Source organism: Agrobacterium sp. RC10-4-1 (genome assembly GCF_014138475.1).
In the GTDB taxonomy this organism is placed as follows: Bacteria; Pseudomonadota; Alphaproteobacteria; order Rhizobiales; family Rhizobiaceae; genus Agrobacterium; species Agrobacterium pusense.
In genome coordinates, this window is the sequence record NZ_JACJIT010000002.1 from 605,730 (window position 1) to 625,554 (window position 19,825).

Here is a 19,825-nt window from a genome sequence, read left to right on the forward strand (position 1 = left end):
ATCCCACAGAACGGTCCATCCGGCGCGGATTTGCGGCAAAAGACGTCGCGCCGTACTGACCTGCGGCCAACATGGCTTGCCGCCCTTTTCTGATACGCTATGAGCGTCACATGTTTGTGACAACGGCCTTCGGGAGCCTGCCTTCATGCCCCCAGTTTCAGAGATAATGATCTTCGCTGCGGCACTTGCTGCTGCGGGTGTGGTTGCAGGCCTTCTGGCCGGCCTGTTCGGTATCGGCGGCGGCGCGGTGCTGGTGCCGGTTTTTTACCAGGTCTTCGGACTTCTGGATGTGCCTGAGGCGGTGCGCATGCATCTTTCGCTCGGAACGTCTCTCGCCATTATCGTGCCGACGTCCATCCGCTCGTTCCTGACGCATCGCCAGAAGGGCGCCGTCGATATCGAGCTTCTGAAAGGCTGGGTCGTTGCCGTGCCGCTTGGCACCGTTCTCGCCTCTATCGTTGCAGCCTATGCCTCGAGTGTGGCGCTGCGCCTGATCTTTGCCTTCATCGCGCTCGCGCTTGCCTTCCGGATGATCTTCAACCGGGCGAGCTGGCATCTCGGTTCCGATCTGCCGCCAAACCCGGCCCGTTTTCTGGTGGGCACCGGCATCGGGCTGTTTTCCGGGCTGATGGGCGTGGGCGGCGGGGTGATGAACAACACCTTCATGACGCTTTACGGGCGCAGCATTCATCAGGCGGTTGCCACCTCTTCCGGTGTCGGCGTGTTGATTTCGCTGCCGGGGCTTGCGGGTTACATCTGGGCCGGCTGGGGCGATGCGGGGCTGCCGCCATTTTCCACCGGCTTCATCAACTGGATCGCCGTGGTGCTCCTGATCCCCATTACCCTTGTCGTCGCGCCCTATGGTGCACGGCTGGCGCATGCGCTCAGCAAGAAGCAGCTGGAGCGGGCCTTCGGCTTGTTTCTGGTTTTCGTCGCAGCGCAGTTTTTCTATAGCGTCTACGGCTGATTTTCCGCTCCCGCCGAACGCAGTGTTCAGTCCGCCGGTCTGGCATTTGCAACCTCTGCGGTCTATATGGCGTTCATCTTACTCGGTTTTTCGAAAGAATTCGCCATGAATGCCATTGTTTCGATACGGAATCTGACCAAATCCTACGCAAATGGCTTCCAGGCGCTCAAAGGTGTCAGCCTCGATATCCGGGAGGGGGAGATACTCGCTCTTCTCGGCCCCAATGGCGCCGGCAAGACGACACTGATCTCGATCATCTGCGGCCTCGTCAATCCGGGCGAAGGTTCGGTGCTGGTTGGCGGGCACGATGTGGTGAAGGATTTTCGCCAGACCCGCGCCCTCATCGGCCTTGTGCCGCAGGAACTGACGACCGACCAGTTCGAGACGGTTTGGAACACCGTCAGCTTTTCGCGCGGACTGCACGGACAGAAGAAGAATCCGGAGCTGATCGAACGCATCCTCAAATCCCTGTCGCTCTGGAACAAGAAGGACAACATGCTGCGGGAGCTTTCCGGCGGCATGAAGCGGCGTGTGCTGATTGCCAAGGCGCTGGCGCACGAGCCGAAGGTCCTGTTTCTCGATGAGCCGACGGCGGGTGTGGATGTGACCCTGCGCCGCGACATGTGGAATGTGGTCTCTGAGCTGCGCGCCAGGGGTGTCACCATCATTCTCACCACGCATTACATCGAGGAGGCGGAAGAAATCGCCGACCGGGTGGGTGTCATCAATGGTGGCGAATTGCTGCTGGTGGAAGAAAAGACGGCATTGATGAAGAAACTCGGCCGCAAGCAGCTTTTTCTTGAGCTTTCCCAGCCGGTGGAGACTTTGCCGGAAAGTCTCGCGCCCTTCGGCCTCACGCTTTCCGAAGATGGCTGCACCATTACCTATGAAATCGAGGATAATGGCGAGCAGGGCCGCATTGCCGATGTCCTGAGCGCGCTTTTCGCCGCCAACATCCATTTCAAGGATATTTCCACGCGGCAGAGTTCGCTCGAAGATATCTTCGTTTCGCTGGTGGGAGGCCAGAAATGAATTTCGAAGCCATCAAGTCCATCTACCTGTTCGAAATGGCGCGCACCCGCCGCACCCTGCTGCAAAGCGTGGTCTCTCCGGTCATTTCCACCTCGCTCTATTTTATCGTGTTCGGCACAGCGATCGGTTCGCGGATTCAGGAGGTTGGTGGGGTTTCCTATGGCGCTTTCATAACGCCCGGCCTCATCATGCTGACGCTTCTGACGCAGTGCATCGGCAACGGCTCCTTCGGCATCTACTTCCCGAAATTCACCGGCACCATCTATGAAATCCTCTCCGCACCGGTGGCGATGACGGAAATCCTTGTCGGCTATGTCGGAGCGGCGGCGACAAAGGGGCTGATGATCGGTACGATCATCCTGATAACCGCGTCGTTCTTCGTGGATATCAGCATCGCCCATCCGTTCATGATGATCCTGTTTTTTGTGCTGACGGCTGTGAGTTTCAGCCTGTTCGGCTTCATCATCGGCATCTGGGCAACAAATTTCGAGCAGTTGAACCTCATTCCCATGCTGGTGGTGCCGCCGCTGACCTTCCTCGGCGGCAGCTTTTATTCCATCGACATGCTGCCGCCCTTCTGGCAGACGGTCAGTCACTTCAATCCGGTGCTTTATCTCATCAGCGGCTTCCGCTGGAGTTTCTACGAGATCGCTGACGTCAATCCCGTCATCAGCCTGGCGATGATCACGCTGTTTCTGGCGCTATGCCTAGGCGTTGTCGGCTGGATGTTCAAGACAGGGTATCGGCTGCGCAACTGATCAGAAACGCTTTCCCGAAAATTGGACGCCCGGCTTGCGCCGGGCGTTTTCGTATTCAAAGCACAACGCGAGCGCAGGTCAGGCGACCTGCTTCTGCGCCACTTCCTCGACAACCTCACCCTCGAGATAGGAAACGAGGTCCTTGATCGTCACGACCAGCAGGCCGTGGCGCTCGGCGAAGACTTCGAGCTGGGGCAGGCGGGCCATGGTGCCGTCGTCATTGGCGATTTCGCATATCGTGCCGGAGGGGAACTTCCCGGCGAGACGGCAGAGATCAACGGCGGCTTCGGTATGGCCCGTGCGTCCGAGAACGCCCTGCGGGTTGGCGCGCAGCGGGAAGATATGGCCCGGGCGAGCGAAATCTTCGGGGCGCGAGCCTTCCGATACCAGCGCGCGCACGGTCTTTGCGCGGTCGGCGGCGGAAATGCCCGTCGTGGTGCCGGGAATGTAATCCACCGACACGGTGAAGGCCGTCTTGAGGGATTCGGTATTGCGCGACACCATCAGCGGAATGTCGAGCGCGTCGAGGCGCTCTCCGGGCATGGCCACGCAGATCAGCCCGCGTGCATGGTTCATCATGAAGGCGATCTGCTGGGGAGTGATGCTGTCGGAGGCGGCGATGATATCGCCTTCGTTTTCGCGGTCTTCGTCGTCAACCACAATCACCATCTCGCCGCGGGAAATGGCGTTAATGGCGTCTTCAATTCTGGCAACTGTCATTCTATTTCAAGCCTTTCAAGGGTTATGCCGTTTTGCGGCATTTTCGCGCTTCGAGAAGCGCCAAATATCCCTTGGGCGAACAATGCAATACGAAGCCCGCTAACGCGCAGGCGTCCCATGCCTTGTCCTCTTCCATCCGGACTATACCGTCGGCTCCGGCCTCTCACCGGATCTGCTGACCTTCCGGCTTTGGAAACCGGAAGCGCTCGCGGGCTCCGGGAAAGTCCCGATACCGCCGGTGGGGAATTGCGCCCCGCCCTGAGAACAGCAACAACTTAAATTATCAAATGCGAGGGAATCAAGGGGCAATGGCCCGCCGCAGCCCTTGCGCGTGAAAAGAATATCCCGATTGCAGACGCGACGAGGAATTTCCTTTCCGGCACCAAGACGTGAGAAAACTCCCCGAAATGAATCTCGAGGGGGCAGTGCTCACCGATCCCGCAACCGCAATTCGTCGGTCTGCATCTGCAGCGAACCAAGCGTTGACAAAAAGCTCATGCCAAGCAGGCTCTGGCCCAATTGGCCATCCTGGGCGACGAGGGCGGGGATGTTGCGTCGCACGATCGGGCCAATGCTGATTTCCGACAGCGTGACGGGTGCTGCTGCCGTGCGGCCATTGGCGGTCATTACCGGTACGGTATAACGGAGATTTGTGGTGTCGATGCCGATTGCGGTCGCATCCGCATTTGCGAGCACCACGGAGCTGGCGCCTGTATCGACCAGCATGTGGATCGTCCTGCCCTCAATCCCGACATTCGCTTCGAAGTGGCCGCTCATGGATTTGTGCAGCACGATTTCCTGCTCGCCTGCCGATGTTGTCACCACGACGGCGCGGCCGGGCATCAGACCGCCGAGCAGCCGGTCGCCGAAGGATTGCAGGTCGTAGCGATAGAGATAGAGCGAGACGAGGCCGAGGATGATGACGAGCCAGACGGCGAGCTGCCGGATGACGGTGCCGAAGTTGCCGCGTCTTCCCGCCAGAATGCCGGCCGACAGCAGCCCTGCGATGGGCAGAAGATAAAGGACCTGGGCAAACTGATCATTATCAATGCCGAGCGTTCGGCCACCATTGTGATTAACGACGAGCAGGCCAAGGCCGACGGCCAGCAGAAGGAGAACGATGGTCAGTCTGTTCATGCGGTATGTGTCTCCTTGGCGGACTCGGACAGATTTGCCAATCTTTGCGGCAGCGCGCGCATGATCGAGCGGCGCGTCTCGTCGCTATAACCCGTCCAGCCGCCGATTTCATCCAGCGTGCGGCCGCAGCCGATGCAGAGAGTGTGGGTCGTGTCGAGGCGACAGATCTGGACGCAGGGTGTTTCCATGGTGATCTATATCAGGCCCTCATGCCGCAAGGGCAAGTGCGACGAGAATCACGATCTCCGTGATCTGCTGGCAAGCCCCAATGGTATCCCCGGTATGGCCGCCAATCTTCCTCTCGCACAGCCTGCCGAACAGCATGGCCGCGATGACCGCCACCGCCAGCACAAGCGCGATCTCAAACAGTGGCAGCGCGTGCAGCGTGAACAATATGAAGAGAAGAAGCCCGGCGGCCAGCGCGATGTTGCGTTCGCTTTCTCCGGGCTGGCCGGCATTGACGGCGATGCCGGAGGTCTTGGCGGCGGGCAGGGACTGCCAGTGCCACACCATCAGCGCGCGGCTCGTGACAAGCGCTGCAATCAGACAGGCGGCAGCGGTTTTGCCCGGCAGGGTTATGATCAGCGAGGCGAGTGCAGTGGCGCGGAGCGCGAAGGAAAGAACCATGGCAATGGTGCCATAACTGCCGATACGGCTGTCCTTCATGATTTCAAGCATACGCGCCTTGTCCCTGCCGCTGCCGAAGCCATCGGCCGTGTCGGCAAGCCCGTCCTCATGCAGCGCGCCTGTCATGAGCGCCGTCAGGCCGATGGCGAGCCACCCGGTGAGCTGCGGAGAAGCATCGAAGCGCGCAAACACGACAACCAGGAAAGCGGCGGGCAGGGCGATCAGCAGTCCCGCGGCGGGGAAAGCACGGGCGGCCCGGCCCATCGACACGCCCGAGTCGTCTTCGAAGAATCGCGAAGGGACGGGCAGGCGGCTTAGAAAGGCGAGGGAATGCATGACATCTGTTATAAAATCCCGGGCCTTCATGCTCTCTCCGTTGCAGTCGCTGCATTTCCGGTTGTTCCGCGGCGCATCCGCTATTATGAGAGGCGCAACAAAGACCGATTTGCCGGAAAACACAAGTTTCCGGACGCATGAGCCGATGCGAAAGCCAGACCGGCTATGAGAGAGACTGATATCATGAGCATGAGCGGATTGCCCTTCGATGATTTCCGCGCGCTGCTGCGCGAGCTTCCTGGCCCGGACACGCACGCGCTTGTTGCGGCGAAGGAGCGCAATGCGCAGCTGACGAAACCTGCCGGTTCGCTCGGCCGTCTCGAAGAAATCGCCATGTGGCTTGCCGCCTGGTCCGGCCGTTCGCCTGCCGTCAACCGTCCGCTGGTGGCAATCTTCGCCGGCAATCACGGCGTGACCCGCCACGGCATCACGCCCTATCCGACGTCTGTGACCCAGCAGATGGTGGAAAATTTTGCCGCCGGTGGCGCGGCGATCAACCAGATCTGCGTGGCCAATGATCTCGGCCTGAAGATTTTCGATCTGGCGCTGGATTACCCGACCGGCGATATCACCTGTGAACCGGCGCTTTCGGAGCGTGACTGCGCCGCCACCATGGCCTTCGGCATGGAGGCGATTGCCGGCGGCACCGATCTTCTCTGCGTCGGTGAAATGGGCATCGGCAATACCACGATAGCGGCTGCGATCAATCTTGCGCTTTATGGCGGTACGGCGGAAGAATGGACCGGTCCGGGCACCGGTTCGGAAGGTGACGTCATGGCCCGCAAGATTGCGGCGGTGAAGGCGGCGGTAGAGTTCCACAAGGACCACCTGTCCGATCCGCTGGAAATCATGCGTCGTCTCGGCGGACGCGAAATCGCGGCGATTGCAGGCGCCATTCTTGCTGCGCGCGTGCAGCGCATTCCCGTGTTGATAGATGGTTATGTGGCAACGGCCGCCGCGGCGCTGCTGAAGGCTGCCAATTCCTCTGCGCTCGATCATTGCCTTATCGGCCATGTCTCGGGTGAGCCCGGCCATCTGGCAGCCATCGAAAAGCTTGGCAAGACGCCGCTTCTGGCGCTTGGAATGCGTCTTGGCGAAGGCACCGGTGCGGCCCTTGCCGCCGGCATCGTCAAGGCCGCCGCCGCCTGCCATTCCGGCATGGCGACGTTTGAGGCAGCAGGTGTCGACACACGCATCACCGCGCCCACCAATCATTGAGGCTGAAGATGGACGCGACGCCGCACATGCCACCGCCAGAACCGGTCTTTCGTAAAGAAAAGGGCTGGCGGCATCTGTTCGCTGCCGCGCGCTATTCCCTGCAGGGGCTCGGCCGGCTTTGGCAGGAAGCTGCCTTTCGTCACGAAGTTCTTGCCTTCTGCGTCGGGCTTGGCCTGCTTCTGGTCGTGGGCGCGCCGTTTGCGCATCTTCTCGTTTTCACGGTGTTGATGCTGCTTTTATTCTCGGTGGAAGCGCTCAATACCGCCATTGAGGAACTGGTGGACCGCATTTCGCCGGAAATTTCCTCCGTGGGCCGCCACGCCAAGGATCTCGGCTCCTTTGCCGTCTTCTGCCTGTTGATGGCGAACGGATTTTTCGTGCTGTATTCGCTGGTGACGACGCTGTTCTTCTGAGGTTGCCAGCTTCGAGGCATTTCCAGGTGGAAAGCCGGGCGACGCCTTCCTGTGGGCGCCTTAAGCGAAGGACCGTCGGCGTGGCTGGATGGCATGGGTTTCTTCGACCGCTGGCAGGCTCTGGAGCACGCGTTTCGCGGGCAGGATGGCGATGCCTTCCGTGCCCTCACGCAGTTTGGATTTCAGAATGAACTGGCCGTCATGCTTGGCGAGGATGGCCTGAACGATGGGCAGGCCAAGGCCTGTTCCCTGCTCGGCGCTCTTGATCGCGATTGATCCCTGGCCGAAGGCTGACAGCACCACCGGAATTTCGTCCTCGGGAATGCCTGGGCCATTGTCCCTGATCGACACATATTGGCCGCCGCCGGCCGTCCAGCCCGCCTTTACGAGAATTTCTCCACCCTGCGGGGTGAACTTGACGGCGTTGGACAGCAGGTTGAGGACGACCTGGCGGATCGATTTTTCGTCCGCCCAGACCTGCGGCAGGCTGTTTTCAAACTGCTGGGAGATCCTGATGTTCTTGGCGCGGGCGCGAAGCTGGATCATGCCGATGCAATCTTCGGCGATTTCCAGCATCGAGATCGCTTCTTCGTTCAGGTCATAACGGCCCGCCTCGATGCGCGACAGGTCGAGGATTTCGTTGATGAGATCGAGCAGATGCTGGCCGGAGCGGTGGATATCGCCGGAATATTCCTTGTAGAGCGGATTGTTGAGCGGCCCCAGCACCTCCGAGGACATGACCTCGGAGAAGCCGAGAATGGCGTTGAGGGGCGTGCGCAGCTCGTGCGACATGGAGGCGAGAAAGCGCGACTTGGCCAGATTGGCCTCTTCCGCGCGTCGCCGCGCCTCGTCGGAAACCGAATTGGCGACTTCGAGCTCGGCGATCAGGTCGTCCTTTTCCGTCTGCGAGGAGAGGAGCTTGATGCTGGTCTGGTAAAGCCGGCTGGTGATGCGGTGGCAGAACAGGATCGCCATGCCGAACATCAGCGCAAGACCGACATCGAATGGATCGCGCGAGAAGACAGAGGTGACGCAGAGAGCCGCCAGCACCGGCAGGAAAGTCATGAAGGTTGCCCGCCGCAGCATGAAATTGGCCGTGGCGGTGAGCGAGAGCGCGATCAGCAGCGTCGAGCCCTTGAAGAAAAGCACGAGCGTCGGGTCATTACGCGTTGGCTCCGCCAGCGCGAACATCGCCCAGATGCACCCGATGACGATCTGCATTCCGAGAAAGAGATTTTTCCAGTGCAGGAGGTTTTCGGCGGTGATTTCCTGTTTTGCAGCCCGTTTGGCGAGCATCAGCGAAATGGCGTGGAAACTCAATGCAGCCAGCGACCAGATGATGAGGCTGATATCGCGGGTTATGTAAACGCCGATGATGGAGGCAAGCACGATGAAAAGCGGCATGATCATCGCGCCCTGCAGGGTCTCGGCGATGTGCATGGTCAGCATCTCGCGTTCATAGGCGTCGCTTGCGCCTGCACCTTGCTGCAAGCGTTCACGCGTCGTCTTCACCGCGTCGAAAACCGCCTTGTTGCGATGTTTTTTCGAGCGGTCGACGATGATCTTGTCGGTGGACGTGCTGACGCTTTTACTCATTGTTACAACGCAGGGTGACATGAACCCTTGCAGACTACGCCCAAAATCTTAAGAAGATGCTGCCGTGAAAGGATTTGTTTGCCATCTCTGACAAGGGTTTGTTGTTACATGAGACGAAATGGAGGCAGGCGCGGGGGTTTTTCCGCAGTCCGCGACGGCGGCCTGTTCCTTGCTACGGTTTTTCTAGGGGTTCTGATTGCCGCCAAGCTCGATCATATCAACAGCGAAACCTATGGCGGCCGCTTCTTCGTGATTGACGGCGACACGCTCTCCAAGGGCAAGGAACGTTTCCGGCTGCTCGGCATCGATGCGCCGGAGCTTGCGCAGACATGTCTGCGCGGGGGCGAAAGCTGGCCATGTGGCGAGGAGGCGCGCCGTGTTCTGCAACGGCTGGCCGCGCCAGCGGATTTCTCCTGCTCCGGCAGTTCCAGAGATCGATACGGGCGACTGCTCGTCTATTGTTCCGCCGGCGGCAGGGATGTTTCGTCGGACATGGTGTCGGCCGGTTTTGCCGTCGCGTCGGGATATTTCCAGTTTTCGAGCGAGCAGGAAGCCGCGCGCAGGCAGGCGCTCGGCATCTGGGCGGGAGAATTCGAAAAGCCCTCGCAGTGGCGGAGGGATCACCGTGCCGCGGCTATGGAAACGCCGGCGGCGGGTTTCCTCACCATCGTCCGCCATCTTCTGGGGTGGGATCATGGCTGAAGGAGAGAGGGTTGGGCCAGTGCATGATGATGGGCTGGACGGGCTGCGCGGTGAGATTGCCCGCTGTCGTCTCTGTCGCGACATGCCGCTCAAGGGAATGGCTGACCGCCTGCCGCATGAACCCCGGCCGGTGGTCGTCATGTCGGCAAGACCACGCATTCTGATTGCCGGGCAGGCGCCAGGGCTGCGCGTGCATGAAACGGGCCTGCCATTCAACGATGCTTCCGGCGACAGGCTGCGCCAGTGGCTGAATGTCGACCGGGAGACATTTTACGATCCGGATCGTTTCGCCATCGTTCCCATGGGGTTCTGTTTTCCCGGTTATGATGACAAGGGAAGCGACCTGCCGCCACGGCGGGAATGTGCGCCGCACTGGCGCACGCGGGTCATGGCGGCGATGCCGAAGGTGGAGCTGATCCTCGCGATCGGCCAATATGCCCAGGCTTTTCACCTGGGTGAAAGACGATGCAAAACCATGACCGAAACGGTGCAAAACTGGCGCAGCTATCTTCACGCCAATTCCGGCCCCGGCATTCTTCCTTTGCCGCATCCGAGCTGGCGCAACACGGGGTGGCTGAAAAAGAACCCGTGGTTTACGGAGGAACTGTTGCCGGTTCTGCGACAACATGTGGAAATGCGGCTTTGGTGAAACAATTTTCTGTTTTTCCGCAAAAATTAGTGTATTGAAAGGAAATTAATTCAGGAGGGTAGACGCATTGGATCGCCTAGACCGTAAGATTTTGCGCATTCTGCAAGAGGATTCCACGCTGGCTGTTGCCGATCTGGCGAAGAAGGTCGGCCTTTCCACGACGCCCTGTTGGCGGCGTATCCAGAAGATGGAAGAAGACGGCGTCATCCGCCGGCGTGTGGCCCTGCTCGATCCGGTCAAGGTCAATACCAAGGTCACGGTTTTCGTCTCCATTCGCACCGCCTCCCATTCCATCGAATGGCTGAAGCGCTTCTCCGAAGTGGTTTCCGAATTCCCGGAGGTTGTCGAATTCTACCGTATGAGCGGTGATGTCGACTATCTGCTGCGCGTGGTCGTGCCCGATATCGCCGCCTATGACGCTTTCTACAAGCGGATGATCGCCAAGATCGAAATCCGCGACGTCTCCTCCGCCTTTGCGATGGAGCAGATCAAATATACGACGGAACTGCCGCTCGATTACATGCTGCTGGATAATCCCAAATCCGGCGAAGAGTGATCCGTCGCTGGTCAGTTTTTGATCAACGCCCTTTCCGGCCGCCGGGGAGGGCGTTTTAATTCGTGGGTGGTTTTTTGGGCGTCGGTCGGGCCTGCCAGGGCTGATACTGTCGGAAGGTCCGTCCGGTAGCTGCCGCAGAGGCACGACAATTCTATTTCGCCGGTAACGGCAAATTCGCACATTCAATTCTCTCAGCGCCGTCTGCGCGCAAACCAAGATTTTGATAAAATCGCTCGAATATCTACGCTTTTACTGTCGAAGGATGGAATAGCGAGGGATATCCATATGCTGACACGACGCGGAACATTGGGACTGATTGCAGGTGCGACCGGGGCGGTGTTTTTGCCGCATATCCGGCGCGCGAGCGCCGCAACCACGACGTTGCGGATTGGCTGGCAGAAGAATGGCGTGATAGCGCTCGCGAAGAGTCAGGGCGCGCTCGAAGCGCTGCTGAAGGATCGCGGCATCGAGGTCAAGTGGTCTGAATTTTCCTCCGGGCCGCCGCTTCTTGAAGCGCTGGGTGCCGGTGCGCTGGATATCGGCCCGACCGGCGATGTGCCGCCGCTTTTCGCGCAGGCCGCCGGCGGCAATCTGCGTTATGTCGGCACCTACAAGGCGGCGGCAGGCGGATCAGCAATCCTCGTGCAGAAGGATTCGCCGCTGAAGACGCTCCAAGACCTAAAGGGCAAAAAGGTCGCCTTCAAGCGCGGCTCCAGCGCCCATAACGTCACTGTGAAGGCGTTGCGAAAGGCGGGGCTGACCTTGGCAGACATCACGCCCGTCGATCTTGCCCCGCCGGATGCGGCGGCCGCCTTTCGAAGCGGCAGCATCGATGCCTGGTCGATCTGGGATCCCTATTTCGCCGTGGCAGAGAAAGAGCCGACGACGAGGGTACTCTCGACAGCCGAAGGCATCGTCGATCCGTGGAGTTACTTCCTCGCCAATGGCGATTTTGTTGAAAGTAACCCCGATCTCGTGCCGCTGATTCTGAAGGAACTGGCGAATGTGGGTGCGAAAGCGCAGACCAACATCGACGCGACAGCCAAGTCGCTGTCGGCCATCACCGGTGTCCCCGAGGATGTCACGAAGGTCTCGCTGACGCGCCCCGGTGCCGACCTAGGACGGGTCTCGCTGGTTCCGGATGAGGCCATTGCCTATCAACAGGCGCTTGCGGACGAGTTCTACGATCTGAAGATCGTGCCGAAGAAGCTCAAGGTGGCGGATATCGTCTGGCGCCCGAAGGCGAGTTGATGGGCGGAAAGTGGAGTCTCTTCAACCGGCTGGCGGATGTTGCTCAGAGGTTGATTCAGGCCGTTGTTGTTAAATGTGAGGCGATTGGATGCCGCTTGTTTCTTCTCCCCGTGGGGGAGAAGTCCGCGGCAGCGGGATGAGGGGGCGAGGGTAGAGATAGACTGAGAGCCAGCCCCCTCATCCGACCCTTCGGGCCATCTTCTCCCCGGCGGGGAGAAGAAAATTGCCTCAAGGTCACCGCATCAGCCCTTAAACTTCGCAATCACCAGATGACCGGGCGTCGGATTGCCGTCCTGCATGCGCACATTGATGTCGGTCACTTCAACCACCTCGAAACCGGTCGCCGCCAGTCGTTCGCGGACATAGGTTTCGGCATGGGCGAAACGCTGGTGCGGGCCGACCATGTAGGGGCGCCCGGCCATGATTTCTTCGGGCAGGGTCTCCGAAGAGAAGATCAGCAGGCCGCCGGCATTGAGGTTTTCGGCGGCGCCGAAAAACAGCGGTTCCAGCGCGCCGAGATAGGGCAACACATCGGTGGCGGTGATGATGTCGAAGGGCTCGTCGTCATTGTCCTCAAGGAAATCCTCAACTTCGGCGACATAGAGCGTCTCGTAGAGGTCCTTCTCATGAGCGATCTCGACCATGTTTTCGGAAATATCGATGCCGGTGATGTCGTCAGCCATATCGCGCAGCGCTTCACCGGTGAGGCCGGTGCCACAGCCGAGATCGAGCAGGCGTTTGAAAGGGCCGAGATTGAGCGTCTGCAGCCGCTGGCGAACCATCATCGGCACGGCGTAACCCAGCTGCTCGACAAGAATGTCCTCGAAGGCTTCGGCATGCTGGTCGAACAGGGTTTCGACATAGGCGTCGGGCGCTTTGGACGGCTGGTCGCCCCGGCCCATGGCGGCAATGCGCACGGCTGCGCCACCGTGGTCTTCCGGATCGATGGCGAGGACCTCCTCATAGGCCTTCACCGCCGCGTCCACATCACCGGCCTTTTCAAGCGCGAGTGCGCGGTTATAGGCCTCGGCGAGCGCCTCTTCGTCGATCTTCTGGTTCTTGGTCATCGTGCCTTATCCGTCAGCGTCTTCAATTGACGTTTGCTGTAAGCCGCATCGGGGACGGGCGCAATGTTTATGTGGCGTGAGGACTTAGTGGAGGATGAACTCTCCTTTGAGTGCGCGCCATTCCTGCGCCGAGATAACCTGCCGGTGCACGTAGCGGACGGAGTGCAGGGGGCCGTCGAGCTTTTCCTGCCAGAACTTGAGGAAGCCGTGCATTTCGGGAAAATCGGGGGCCAGATCGTAATTCTGCCAGACATAGGTCTGGAGAACCAGCGGATGGTCCGGCAGGCGGTAGAATATCTGGGCGGTGGTGAGGCCGTAGCCTCTCAGCATCATTTCCATGTCCTTGTTCATGGTGGCGGTTCCCATATCGATGATGACCGATCACAGCGTTGCCGCTGTATCTTAGATGGGAACACGGCAGGGTTAACCCAACCTTGCCAAAAGAATGGATGTGTCACAAATTTGTTATATTTTTCAAAACGTTGGCAGTACTCATTGATGAGTGCTGCCAACGTTTGGCTCAGCGCTTGAGGTGACGGGTCAAGCGGGCCTCCAGCCAGGCCCAGACATGGCGCAGCGTCTCGACGATCGCAAGGTAAAAGATCGCAGCCCAGAGATAGGCCTGATAATCGAAGGTGCGGGAAAAGGCGTAACGGGTCTGGCCCATCAGGTCGAAGACGGTGACGATGGAGACCACCGCCGAACCCTTGATCATCAGGATGATCTCGTTGCCATAGGGGCGCAAAGCGACGATTAGCGCCTGCGGCAGTATGATCTTTCGGAAGGTGATGAACTTGGAAATACCGAGCGACGCCGCCCCTTCGTGCTGGCCGCGCGGCACGCTCTGGATCGCCCCGCGCAGGATCTCCGCCTGATAGGCGGCGGTGTTGAGCGTCAGCGACAGGAGGCCGCAATACCAGGCTTCGCGGAAGAACCACCAGAGATCAACGGCTTCCAGCGCCGGGCGGAAGCTGCCGAGACCGTAATAGATCAGGAAAAGCTGCGCCAGCAGCGGCGTGCTGCGGAAGACATAGACGTAGGCATAAGCGAGCGCGCCGATGACGCGATTTTCAGACATGCGGGCGAAGGCGATCGGCACGGACAGGATGGCGCCGAGAATGATCGAGCTGCCGACCAGCGTGATTGTGGTGATGAGGCCATCGATATAACGGGGCCCATACCGTTCAAATTTGTCCCAATCCCAACCCTCGATCATCGCAAATAACAGCCCGGCGGCGAGAAGCAGCCAGAGCGTAATGACAGCGATGCCGACGACACGGGAGATGTTCAGCGGTTTGTCCGCAACGATGGGCGCTGGGCGTGGCGGAATGAGTTCCTTGATATGGCTCATCGTCTGGCCTCCGACTTGCGCGACCAGCGATCTATGAAACCGATGCCGATGGATGAGAGGAGCGCGAGAATGAGGTAAAGCAGGCAGGCGATGCCGTAGAAAAAGAAGGCTTCCTTGCTGACGCGGGCGGCGATGCCGGTCTGGCGGATGATATCGGCAAGGCCGATGATCGATACGTAGGACGTGTCTTTCAGCAGGATGACCCACAGGTTGGTCATGCCGGGAAGGGCGATCCGCACCAGCTGCGGAATGATGATGAGCACCATGGTGCGGCTGCGGGAAAGTCCGAGTGCGTCACCCGCCTCATATTGCCCCTTCGGTATGGCCTTGAAGGCCGAGAGAAGCACCTCAGACGCATAGGATGAAAACACCACCGAAAGCGCCACCATGCCGGCAACGAAGGCGTTGATTTCGATGGGGCCGGTAATGCCGATGTAACCTGCCACGGATTGCAGCAGCATCTGGATGCCATAATAGACGATGAAGAGCGTCAGCAGTTCGGGTAGGCCACGAAAGATGGTGGTATAGATTCCGGCGGCCAGCCGAAGCGATTTTTCTTCCGATTGCGCGGCGAGCGCGATCAGGAAGCCGATCAATAGCCCGACTGGCAGGGTGGCAAGCGCCAGCGAGATCGTGACCTTGACGCCGAAAGCGATTTCATCGCCCCAGCCCGCATCGCCGCAGGCGACGAGAGTGCCGTTTCCGAAAAGCGAGAAGAGACCGGCCGGCCCGCAGAAGGGATCGAGAAGTGTCGAGACATAGGTCCAGAACGCACCTATGGCGGAAAATGCTCCGCTCATGCCAATTTTCCCCTGCGGTCTTAAGCCGCCGTGATTGTTATGGTGACGTTTTCAAACAAAAATGGCGGAAGGGCAAGCCTTCCGCCACGAGATTTCAACAGATCGAACCCGCTTACTCGCCGTAAACGTCGAAATCGAAGTATTTTTTGTTGATCTCCTGGTACTTGCCGCTGGCGCGGATGCCGGCAATGGCAGCCGTGAACTTGTCGGCCAGCGCCGTGTCGCCCTTGCGAACGGCAATGCCTGCGCCGTTGCCGTTGATGTCGACGTCGACCTTGAGCGGTGTCAGGATCTTGCAGCACTTGCCGGCATCGGTCTTCAGCCATTCCGACAGCACGACGATATCGTCGATGACGGCGTCGATACGGCCATTGGCGATGTCCAGCTTATATTCGTCTGCGGTCGGATACATCTTCACGTCGGAATCCGGGAAGTGTTTTTCAGCGTAGTTGGAGTGGGTGGTGGAGCCCTGTGCGCCGAGCGACTTGCCCTTGAGATCGTCGAGGGACTTGATCGGCGAATCCTTCGGCACGGCGATCGCCGGCGGCGTGTTGTAATATTTCTTGGAGAAGTCGACCTTCTGGAGACGTTCCGGGGTGATCGACATGGACGCGATGATGGCGTCGAACTTCTTGGCCTGAAGGGCGGGGATGATGCCGTCCCAGTCATTGGTGACGAAGGTGCACTCGGCCTTCATTTGTTCGCACAGCGCCTTGGCGATGTCGATATCGAAGCCGGTCAGCGTGCCGTCGGCTTCGAGATTGTTGAAGGGCGGGTAGGCGCCTTCGGTGCCGATGACAATCTTGTCCTGCGCGAGAGCCGCGCCGGAAAAGAGCGAGATGGCGGCAATCGATACGGCTGCGAGCAGACGGGTGGAAATAGGCATTTCGATCCTCTCTTTTGGTCGTTCATCCGCGGTCTGTTGTTGTTTTCAGTGCGGACGCCATGGGCGCCAAGGCGCGGCAGGACGGAGGATACCGCCTGTGGCCTTCAGCGCGGATGTGATTATTCATCCGCTTGGTCAAAAAATGCAACTGCAATATTAGCGACCTTCTTTGTGCCGCAGAGCCTCCACGAAAAGGCCTTGATCTGTTCATTTCCGGTACAGAAGGCTTTGGTCATCATGGGAACCGGAGCGTGTGTAAGGCGTTGAACAGCGCCTGCGTGCCAAGCCGGGCCCACGACGTCGCGTCATTCGCGACCCATAAAATGACGGCAGATGAGGAAGCACTGATGCTGAAAAAGAAAAAAACATTGCTGACCGGGGTGGTTTTTCCACTCATGTCTCTCGCGATCGCGGTTGAGCCAGCAGCGGCAGGCTTTGCCGGCGCGGCCCGCGCCCAGGCGCCTGTTTCTCAAACCGCGCCCGGCCAGATAATCCTGGCGCAGGCGGAGCCGGCGCAGGAAAACCCCGAAGAAGAACTCAAGAAGAAGCGTCAGCGCGCCGAAGAGGCGCAACCTGCCGAACCGAAGCGTGAAGAGCGCGCACCGGAGCCCCAGCGCGAGCCGGAGCCCAAGCGCGAAGCGCCGCCGGAACCGCAGCAGCGTGAGGCCCGCCCGGAGCCTGCGCCGGCCGAGCAGCCGCAGGAGCGTCCCCGCAAGCCTGAACGGGCGCAGGAGCCGCAGGGCGAGGGTGAACAGCGCCCGGCTCGTCAGCGTGAGGCCGCGCCTGAAGCTGCGCCTGCCGAACAGCAGCCGAAGGAACGTCCGCGCAACCCGGAACGGGCCGAGCAGCCTGCAGGCGACGGCGAACAGCGTCCCGAGCGTCCCCGTAAGGAGCGTGCGAAAGAGCCTGCGGCCGAACAGGAGCCAGCAGCTCGCCCTGAAAATGCCGAGCAGCCGGCCAAGCCCCGTGAGCCGGCACCCGCCAAAAAACCGGCAGTAGAGGAAAAGGCCCCGGAACAGAAAGCCGAACCGGCCGAAAAAGCCGTTCCCGAGAAAAAGCCTGCCGCTCCCGAGCCCGCCGCGAAGGAAGCACCTGTTCCGACAGAAGCGCCGACGCCCGCGCGCCCGCCGGCACCCGAGGCCCAGCCAAACCCTGCACCTGGCCGCCAGCCTTCCGAACAGCCGCCGGTAGAAGGTCAGGGTAGGACGGAACCCGCAGCCCCGCTGCCAGGCGCGCCGACCCCGCCGCCGAGCGGTGCGACGACCGGGCAGGCGCCTGCCGGCGAACCGGTGCCGAACCAGGTTGCCGTTCCGCAGACGGAAGCCCCGCCGATGACGAAGGAGGAGCTGGACAAGGCCAAGGCGATCGCCAAGGACCCGTCCAAGACGGCCGACACCGTCATTCTGCCGGTCGACAAGGGTGCTGCCGTTCTCGACAGCGACAAGGAAGTGGAGCGCTCCGGCAACCGCCAGACCCGCGAGGAACGCCGTCGTGAACGCGAACAGGCCGGCGACTTCAAGGTCCCGACCTCCGACGCCGAGGCGCAACGCGCCGGTGCTGCTGAAGGCAAGGCTCCGCCGCCACCCGTAAAGCTGGAAGCCATCACTTCCCAGCAGGGCGAGCGCATCGACCGCCGCCCGCAATATGAGCGGCCGGACGGTGTACGCGAATGGCAGCCGCGCGAGGGTCGTCCGCGTGATCGTGATGGCGATGCGCCGATCATCCTGCAGTTCGGTGACCGCGTCGTGGTGCGTGGCGATGACAACCAGCGCTTCATCCGCGATGGCGGCGAGCCCTATTACGAGCGCCTGCAGGGCGGCCGTGTCCGCGAAACCGTGGAGCGCCGGGATGGCACGCAGGTCGTGACGATCCGCAACCGTTATGGCGACGTGATCCAACGTTCGCGCATTGACGATCGCGGCCGCGAATATGTGCTGTTCTACGCACCGGAGCTGATGGACGATCCGGACCGCGATTACGTTTATCGCGACCCCGGTCTCGATCTTCCGCCCATGCGTCTGCGCATTCCCGTGACGGACTACATCATCGACACGTCGAGCGATCCGGATCGCGATTATTACCGCTTCCTGGAACAGCCGCCTGTCGAGCCGGTGGAACGTGTCTATTCGCTGGATGAAGTGCGCTATTCGGCTCGCATCCGTGACAAGGTGCGCCGTATCGACCTCGATACGATCACCTTCGCGACCGGCAGCGCTGAAATCCCGATGGCGCAGGCTCGCTCCTTGCGCAAGGTGGCCGACGCAATCAACAAGGCGCTGGAAAAGAACCCGGCGGAAACCTTCCTCATCGAAGGCCATACCGATGCCGTCGGTTCGGATGAAAGCAACCTCGTACTGTCTGACGAGCGCGCTGCCTCCGTCGCCAACGTGCTGACCGACGTCTACGGCATCCCGCCGGAAAACCTCGCGACGCAGGGTTACGGCGAGCGTTACCTGAAGGTCCAGACACTCGGCCCGGAACAGCAGAACCGCCGCGTCACCATCCGCCGCGTGACGCCGCTGGTGAAGCCGGTCGCTCAGAACTGAACGGGTTCAAATAGAAAAACAAGGCCCGGAAGCGAAAGCTCTCCGGGCCTTTTTATTGCTTACGATGTCCCCAGCGCCGAGGCGTTTGGCAGGACTTGATCATCCGCAATCCGTCACCCCGGACCAGATCCGGGGTCCAGCGTGATTAAGTCCTTGATCACGAAAGACTCTTTCACGGCGCAGACGCGCCGTGGCTGGATGCCGGATCAAGTCCGGCATGACGGAGGTGAGGTTTTCGAACCCTGGCGTCACCCGCAAGCTTGAGGATGATCCCAACCCCGACGGTTAGCTCAGCGCCACCGCAATCTCAGCCGCTAATTGCGCGTTGTTGCGAACCAGCGCGATATTGGTTTCGAGGCTGCGGCCATCCGTCAGGCGGAAAATGTCACCCAGCAGATACGGCGTGACAGCCTTGCCGGTCACTTCATCCCGCTCGGCGTGCGAGATGGCGCGGTTGATGTAGATTTCCATTTCCTCGCGCGGAATCTCGTCAGCTTCCGGCACGGGATTGGCCACCAGCATGCCGCCATCGATGCCGAGCTGTTCGCGGGTTACCTGGAAGTTGGCGATTGCGGCCGGGCTGTTGAGCGAAAGCGGGCTTGGCAGGCCGGAGGAGCGAGACCAGAAGGCCGGGAATTCTTCCGAACCGAAAGTGACGACGGGTACGCCGTTGGTTTCGAGGACTTCGAGCGTCTTCGGAATATCAAGGATCGCCTTGGCGCCGGCGCAGACGACGATCACTCCGGTCTTTGCAAGCTCCGTCAAATCCGCGGAGATGTCGAAGGTTTCTTCCGCACCCTTGTGCACGCCGCCAATGCCGCCGGTCGCGAAAACGCGGATGCCGGCGCGGGCAGCGGCGATCATGGTCGCCGCAACCGTGGTGGCGCCGGTGCGGCGCTCGGCGATCGCAAAGGCGATATCGGCGCGCGAGACCTTCATGGCATCGGTGGTCTGGGCCAGCGCCTCGAGCTGATCCTTCTCGAGGCCGATATGCAATGTGCCGTGAATGACGGCGATGGTGGCCGGAACCGCGCCCTGATCACGGATGATCTGCTCGACGCTTTCCGCCATCTCGATATTGCCGGGGTAGGGCATGCCATGGGTGATGATGGTCGATTCAAGCGCGACGATCGGCGCACCGCGCTGCTTGGCGGCGGCGACTTCCTGAGAATAGACGATGGGCAGGAGAGGGGAGATGGGGCGGGTCATTTCA

General features: G+C 60.4%; 21 protein-coding genes and 1 riboswitch. Of the genes, 10 read left to right on the top strand and 11 right to left on the bottom strand.

Annotation, left to right across the window (positions count from 1 at the left end; translation table 11 throughout):
- The first annotated feature begins 145 nt into the window (after positions 1-145).
- From FHW77_RS07280 to FHW77_RS07290, 3 genes are all read left to right on the top strand, one after another.
- Positions 146-967 carry a sulfite exporter TauE/SafE family protein gene (locus tag FHW77_RS07280; RefSeq protein WP_004442551.1) on the top strand — a complete coding sequence of 274 codons (822 nt, stop codon included), beginning with the start codon at positions 146-148 and terminating at the stop codon, positions 965-967.
- A 105-nt stretch (positions 968-1,072) separates the two neighbouring features.
- Positions 1,073-1,999, top strand: coding sequence for an ABC transporter ATP-binding protein (locus FHW77_RS07285; RefSeq protein ID WP_004442549.1), 927 nt, complete (start codon positions 1,073-1,075; stop codon positions 1,997-1,999).
- Positions 1,996-2,757 (top strand): ABC transporter permease, encoded by a 762-nt coding sequence (locus FHW77_RS07290; protein WP_004442548.1) that lies wholly within the window; start codon positions 1,996-1,998, stop codon positions 2,755-2,757. The genes FHW77_RS07285 and FHW77_RS07290 overlap by 4 nt, the downstream gene beginning before the upstream one ends.
- A gap of 78 nt (positions 2,758-2,835) precedes the next feature.
- Here FHW77_RS07290 and ribB read toward each other — a convergent pair whose 3' ends face one another.
- The 4 genes from ribB to FHW77_RS07310 form a co-directional block, all read right to left on the bottom strand.
- Positions 2,836-3,477: a 3,4-dihydroxy-2-butanone-4-phosphate synthase gene (gene ribB, locus FHW77_RS07295; protein ID WP_004442547.1), complete on the bottom strand. Its 642-nt coding sequence runs from the start codon at positions 3,475-3,477 to the stop codon at positions 2,836-2,838.
- A gap of 120 nt (positions 3,478-3,597) precedes the next feature.
- A riboswitch (FMN riboswitch) is annotated at positions 3,598-3,747 on the bottom strand.
- 159 nt (positions 3,748-3,906) lie between these two features.
- Positions 3,907-4,614 carry a TIGR02281 family clan AA aspartic protease gene (locus FHW77_RS07300; RefSeq protein ID WP_004442546.1) on the bottom strand — a complete coding sequence of 236 codons (708 nt, stop codon included), beginning with the start codon at positions 4,612-4,614 and terminating at the stop codon, positions 3,907-3,909.
- Positions 4,611-4,802, bottom strand: coding sequence for a DUF1289 domain-containing protein (locus FHW77_RS07305; protein WP_004442545.1), 192 nt, complete (start codon positions 4,800-4,802; stop codon positions 4,611-4,613). The genes FHW77_RS07300 and FHW77_RS07305 overlap by 4 nt, the downstream gene beginning before the upstream one ends.
- 19 nt (positions 4,803-4,821) lie before the next feature.
- Complete coding sequence (locus FHW77_RS07310) at positions 4,822-5,607, bottom strand: adenosylcobinamide-GDP ribazoletransferase (RefSeq protein WP_004442544.1); 786 nt, start codon at positions 5,605-5,607, stop codon at positions 4,822-4,824.
- Between the two features lie 153 nt (positions 5,608-5,760).
- Between FHW77_RS07310 and cobT the strand changes: the two genes are divergently transcribed.
- The gene (gene cobT / locus FHW77_RS07315) at positions 5,761-6,795 is read left to right on the top strand and encodes a nicotinate-nucleotide--dimethylbenzimidazole phosphoribosyltransferase (protein WP_004442543.1); all 1,035 of its coding nucleotides are present in this window, start codon (positions 5,761-5,763) and stop codon (positions 6,793-6,795) included.
- Between the two features lie 8 nt (positions 6,796-6,803).
- Complete coding sequence (locus FHW77_RS07320) at positions 6,804-7,208, top strand: diacylglycerol kinase (RefSeq protein WP_004442540.1); 405 nt, start codon at positions 6,804-6,806, stop codon at positions 7,206-7,208.
- 60 nt (positions 7,209-7,268) lie between these two features.
- Here the strand turns inward: FHW77_RS07320 and pdhS2 are convergent, their stop codons facing one another.
- Complete coding sequence (pdhS2, locus tag FHW77_RS07325) at positions 7,269-8,804, bottom strand: two-component system sensor histidine kinase PdhS2 (RefSeq protein ID WP_004442536.1); 1,536 nt, start codon at positions 8,802-8,804, stop codon at positions 7,269-7,271.
- Positions 8,805-8,912: 108 nt separating this feature from the next.
- Here pdhS2 and FHW77_RS07330 point away from each other — a divergent pair, with 108 nt between their 5' ends.
- The 4 genes from FHW77_RS07330 (at position 8,913) to FHW77_RS07345 (ending at position 11,962) form a co-directional block, all read left to right on the top strand.
- Positions 8,913-9,506 (top strand): thermonuclease family protein, encoded by a 594-nt coding sequence (locus tag FHW77_RS07330; protein WP_004442533.1) that lies wholly within the window; start codon positions 8,913-8,915, stop codon positions 9,504-9,506.
- On the top strand, positions 9,499-10,155 hold the full coding sequence (locus FHW77_RS07335) for a uracil-DNA glycosylase family protein (protein WP_161794436.1): 657 nt from the start codon (positions 9,499-9,501) through the stop codon (positions 10,153-10,155). The genes FHW77_RS07330 and FHW77_RS07335 overlap by 8 nt, the downstream gene beginning before the upstream one ends.
- 67 nt (positions 10,156-10,222) lie before the next feature.
- Positions 10,223-10,711, top strand: coding sequence for an Lrp/AsnC family transcriptional regulator (locus FHW77_RS07340; protein WP_003507846.1), 489 nt, complete (start codon positions 10,223-10,225; stop codon positions 10,709-10,711).
- A 285-nt stretch (positions 10,712-10,996) separates the two neighbouring features.
- Positions 10,997-11,962 (top strand): aliphatic sulfonate ABC transporter substrate-binding protein, encoded by a 966-nt coding sequence (locus tag FHW77_RS07345; RefSeq protein ID WP_004442522.1) that lies wholly within the window; start codon positions 10,997-10,999, stop codon positions 11,960-11,962.
- A 242-nt stretch (positions 11,963-12,204) separates the two neighbouring features.
- Here the strand turns inward: FHW77_RS07345 and FHW77_RS07350 are convergent, their stop codons facing one another.
- The 5 genes from FHW77_RS07350 to FHW77_RS07370 all read right to left on the bottom strand — a co-directional run bounded on the left by FHW77_RS07350 (position 12,205) and on the right by FHW77_RS07370 (position 16,066).
- Positions 12,205-13,029, bottom strand: a complete 825-nt coding sequence (locus tag FHW77_RS07350) for a class I SAM-dependent methyltransferase (RefSeq protein ID WP_004442516.1) — start codon at positions 13,027-13,029, stop codon at positions 12,205-12,207.
- Positions 13,030-13,113: 84 nt separating this feature from the next.
- Complete coding sequence (locus FHW77_RS07355) at positions 13,114-13,380, bottom strand: usg protein (RefSeq protein ID WP_004442513.1); 267 nt, start codon at positions 13,378-13,380, stop codon at positions 13,114-13,116.
- Positions 13,381-13,549: 169 nt separating this feature from the next.
- Positions 13,550-14,380, bottom strand: coding sequence for an ABC transporter permease (locus FHW77_RS07360; protein WP_004442510.1), 831 nt, complete (start codon positions 14,378-14,380; stop codon positions 13,550-13,552).
- A complete protein-coding gene (locus FHW77_RS07365) occupies positions 14,377-15,180 on the bottom strand; it encodes an ABC transporter permease (protein WP_004442507.1) in 804 nt (267 codons plus the stop codon). Before FHW77_RS07365 ends, FHW77_RS07360 begins: the two co-directional genes overlap by 4 nt.
- 112 nt (positions 15,181-15,292) lie before the next feature.
- On the bottom strand, positions 15,293-16,066 hold the full coding sequence (locus tag FHW77_RS07370) for an ABC transporter substrate-binding protein (RefSeq protein WP_004442506.1): 774 nt from the start codon (positions 16,064-16,066) through the stop codon (positions 15,293-15,295).
- 347 nt (positions 16,067-16,413) lie between these two features.
- Between FHW77_RS07370 and FHW77_RS07375 the strand changes: the two genes are divergently transcribed.
- Positions 16,414-18,612 (top strand): OmpA family protein, encoded by a 2,199-nt coding sequence (locus FHW77_RS07375; RefSeq protein WP_182590364.1) that lies wholly within the window; start codon positions 16,414-16,416, stop codon positions 18,610-18,612.
- Between the two features lie 285 nt (positions 18,613-18,897).
- Here FHW77_RS07375 and FHW77_RS07380 read toward each other — a convergent pair whose 3' ends face one another.
- On the bottom strand, positions 18,898-19,821 hold the full coding sequence (locus tag FHW77_RS07380) for a pseudouridine-5'-phosphate glycosidase (RefSeq protein ID WP_004442502.1): 924 nt from the start codon (positions 19,819-19,821) through the stop codon (positions 18,898-18,900).
- Positions 19,822-19,825: the final 4 nt, after the last annotated feature.

Excerpts from the sequence above, each read along its gene's own strand:
- FHW77_RS07375 (WP_182590364.1), top strand. The coding sequence starts at position 16,414 with ATGCTGAAAAAGAAAAAAACATTGCTGACCGGGGTGGTTTTTCCACTC.
- cobT (WP_004442543.1), top strand. The coding sequence starts at position 5,761 with ATGAGCATGAGCGGATTGCCCTTCGATGATTTCCGCGCGCTGCTGCGC.
- FHW77_RS07380 (WP_004442502.1), bottom strand. The coding sequence starts at position 19,821 with ATGACCCGCCCCATCTCCCCTCTCCTGCCCATCGTCTATTCTCAGGAA.
- ribB (WP_004442547.1), bottom strand. The coding sequence starts at position 3,477 with ATGACAGTTGCCAGAATTGAAGACGCCATTAACGCCATTTCCCGCGGC.
- FHW77_RS07360 (WP_004442510.1), bottom strand. The coding sequence starts at position 14,380 with ATGAGCCATATCAAGGAACTCATTCCGCCACGCCCAGCGCCCATCGTT.
- FHW77_RS07300 (WP_004442546.1), bottom strand. The coding sequence starts at position 4,614 with ATGAACAGACTGACCATCGTTCTCCTTCTGCTGGCCGTCGGCCTTGGC.
- FHW77_RS07320 (WP_004442540.1), top strand. The coding sequence starts at position 6,804 with ATGGACGCGACGCCGCACATGCCACCGCCAGAACCGGTCTTTCGTAAA.
- FHW77_RS07370 (WP_004442506.1), bottom strand. The coding sequence starts at position 16,066 with ATGCCTATTTCCACCCGTCTGCTCGCAGCCGTATCGATTGCCGCCATC.
- FHW77_RS07330 (WP_004442533.1), top strand. The coding sequence starts at position 8,913 with ATGAGACGAAATGGAGGCAGGCGCGGGGGTTTTTCCGCAGTCCGCGAC.
- FHW77_RS07280 (WP_004442551.1), top strand. The coding sequence starts at position 146 with ATGCCCCCAGTTTCAGAGATAATGATCTTCGCTGCGGCACTTGCTGCT.
- FHW77_RS07355 (WP_004442513.1), bottom strand. The coding sequence starts at position 13,380 with ATGAACAAGGACATGGAAATGATGCTGAGAGGCTACGGCCTCACCACC.
- FHW77_RS07350 (WP_004442516.1), bottom strand. The coding sequence starts at position 13,029 with ATGACCAAGAACCAGAAGATCGACGAAGAGGCGCTCGCCGAGGCCTAT.
- pdhS2 (WP_004442536.1), bottom strand. The coding sequence starts at position 8,804 with ATGAGTAAAAGCGTCAGCACGTCCACCGACAAGATCATCGTCGACCGC.
- FHW77_RS07365 (WP_004442507.1), bottom strand. The coding sequence starts at position 15,180 with ATGAGCGGAGCATTTTCCGCCATAGGTGCGTTCTGGACCTATGTCTCG.
- FHW77_RS07310 (WP_004442544.1), bottom strand. The coding sequence starts at position 5,607 with ATGAAGGCCCGGGATTTTATAACAGATGTCATGCATTCCCTCGCCTTT.
- FHW77_RS07335 (WP_161794436.1), top strand. The coding sequence starts at position 9,499 with ATGGCTGAAGGAGAGAGGGTTGGGCCAGTGCATGATGATGGGCTGGAC.
- FHW77_RS07290 (WP_004442548.1), top strand. The coding sequence starts at position 1,996 with ATGAATTTCGAAGCCATCAAGTCCATCTACCTGTTCGAAATGGCGCGC.
- FHW77_RS07285 (WP_004442549.1), top strand. The coding sequence starts at position 1,073 with ATGAATGCCATTGTTTCGATACGGAATCTGACCAAATCCTACGCAAAT.
- FHW77_RS07345 (WP_004442522.1), top strand. The coding sequence starts at position 10,997 with ATGCTGACACGACGCGGAACATTGGGACTGATTGCAGGTGCGACCGGG.
- FHW77_RS07305 (WP_004442545.1), bottom strand. The coding sequence starts at position 4,802 with ATGGAAACACCCTGCGTCCAGATCTGTCGCCTCGACACGACCCACACT.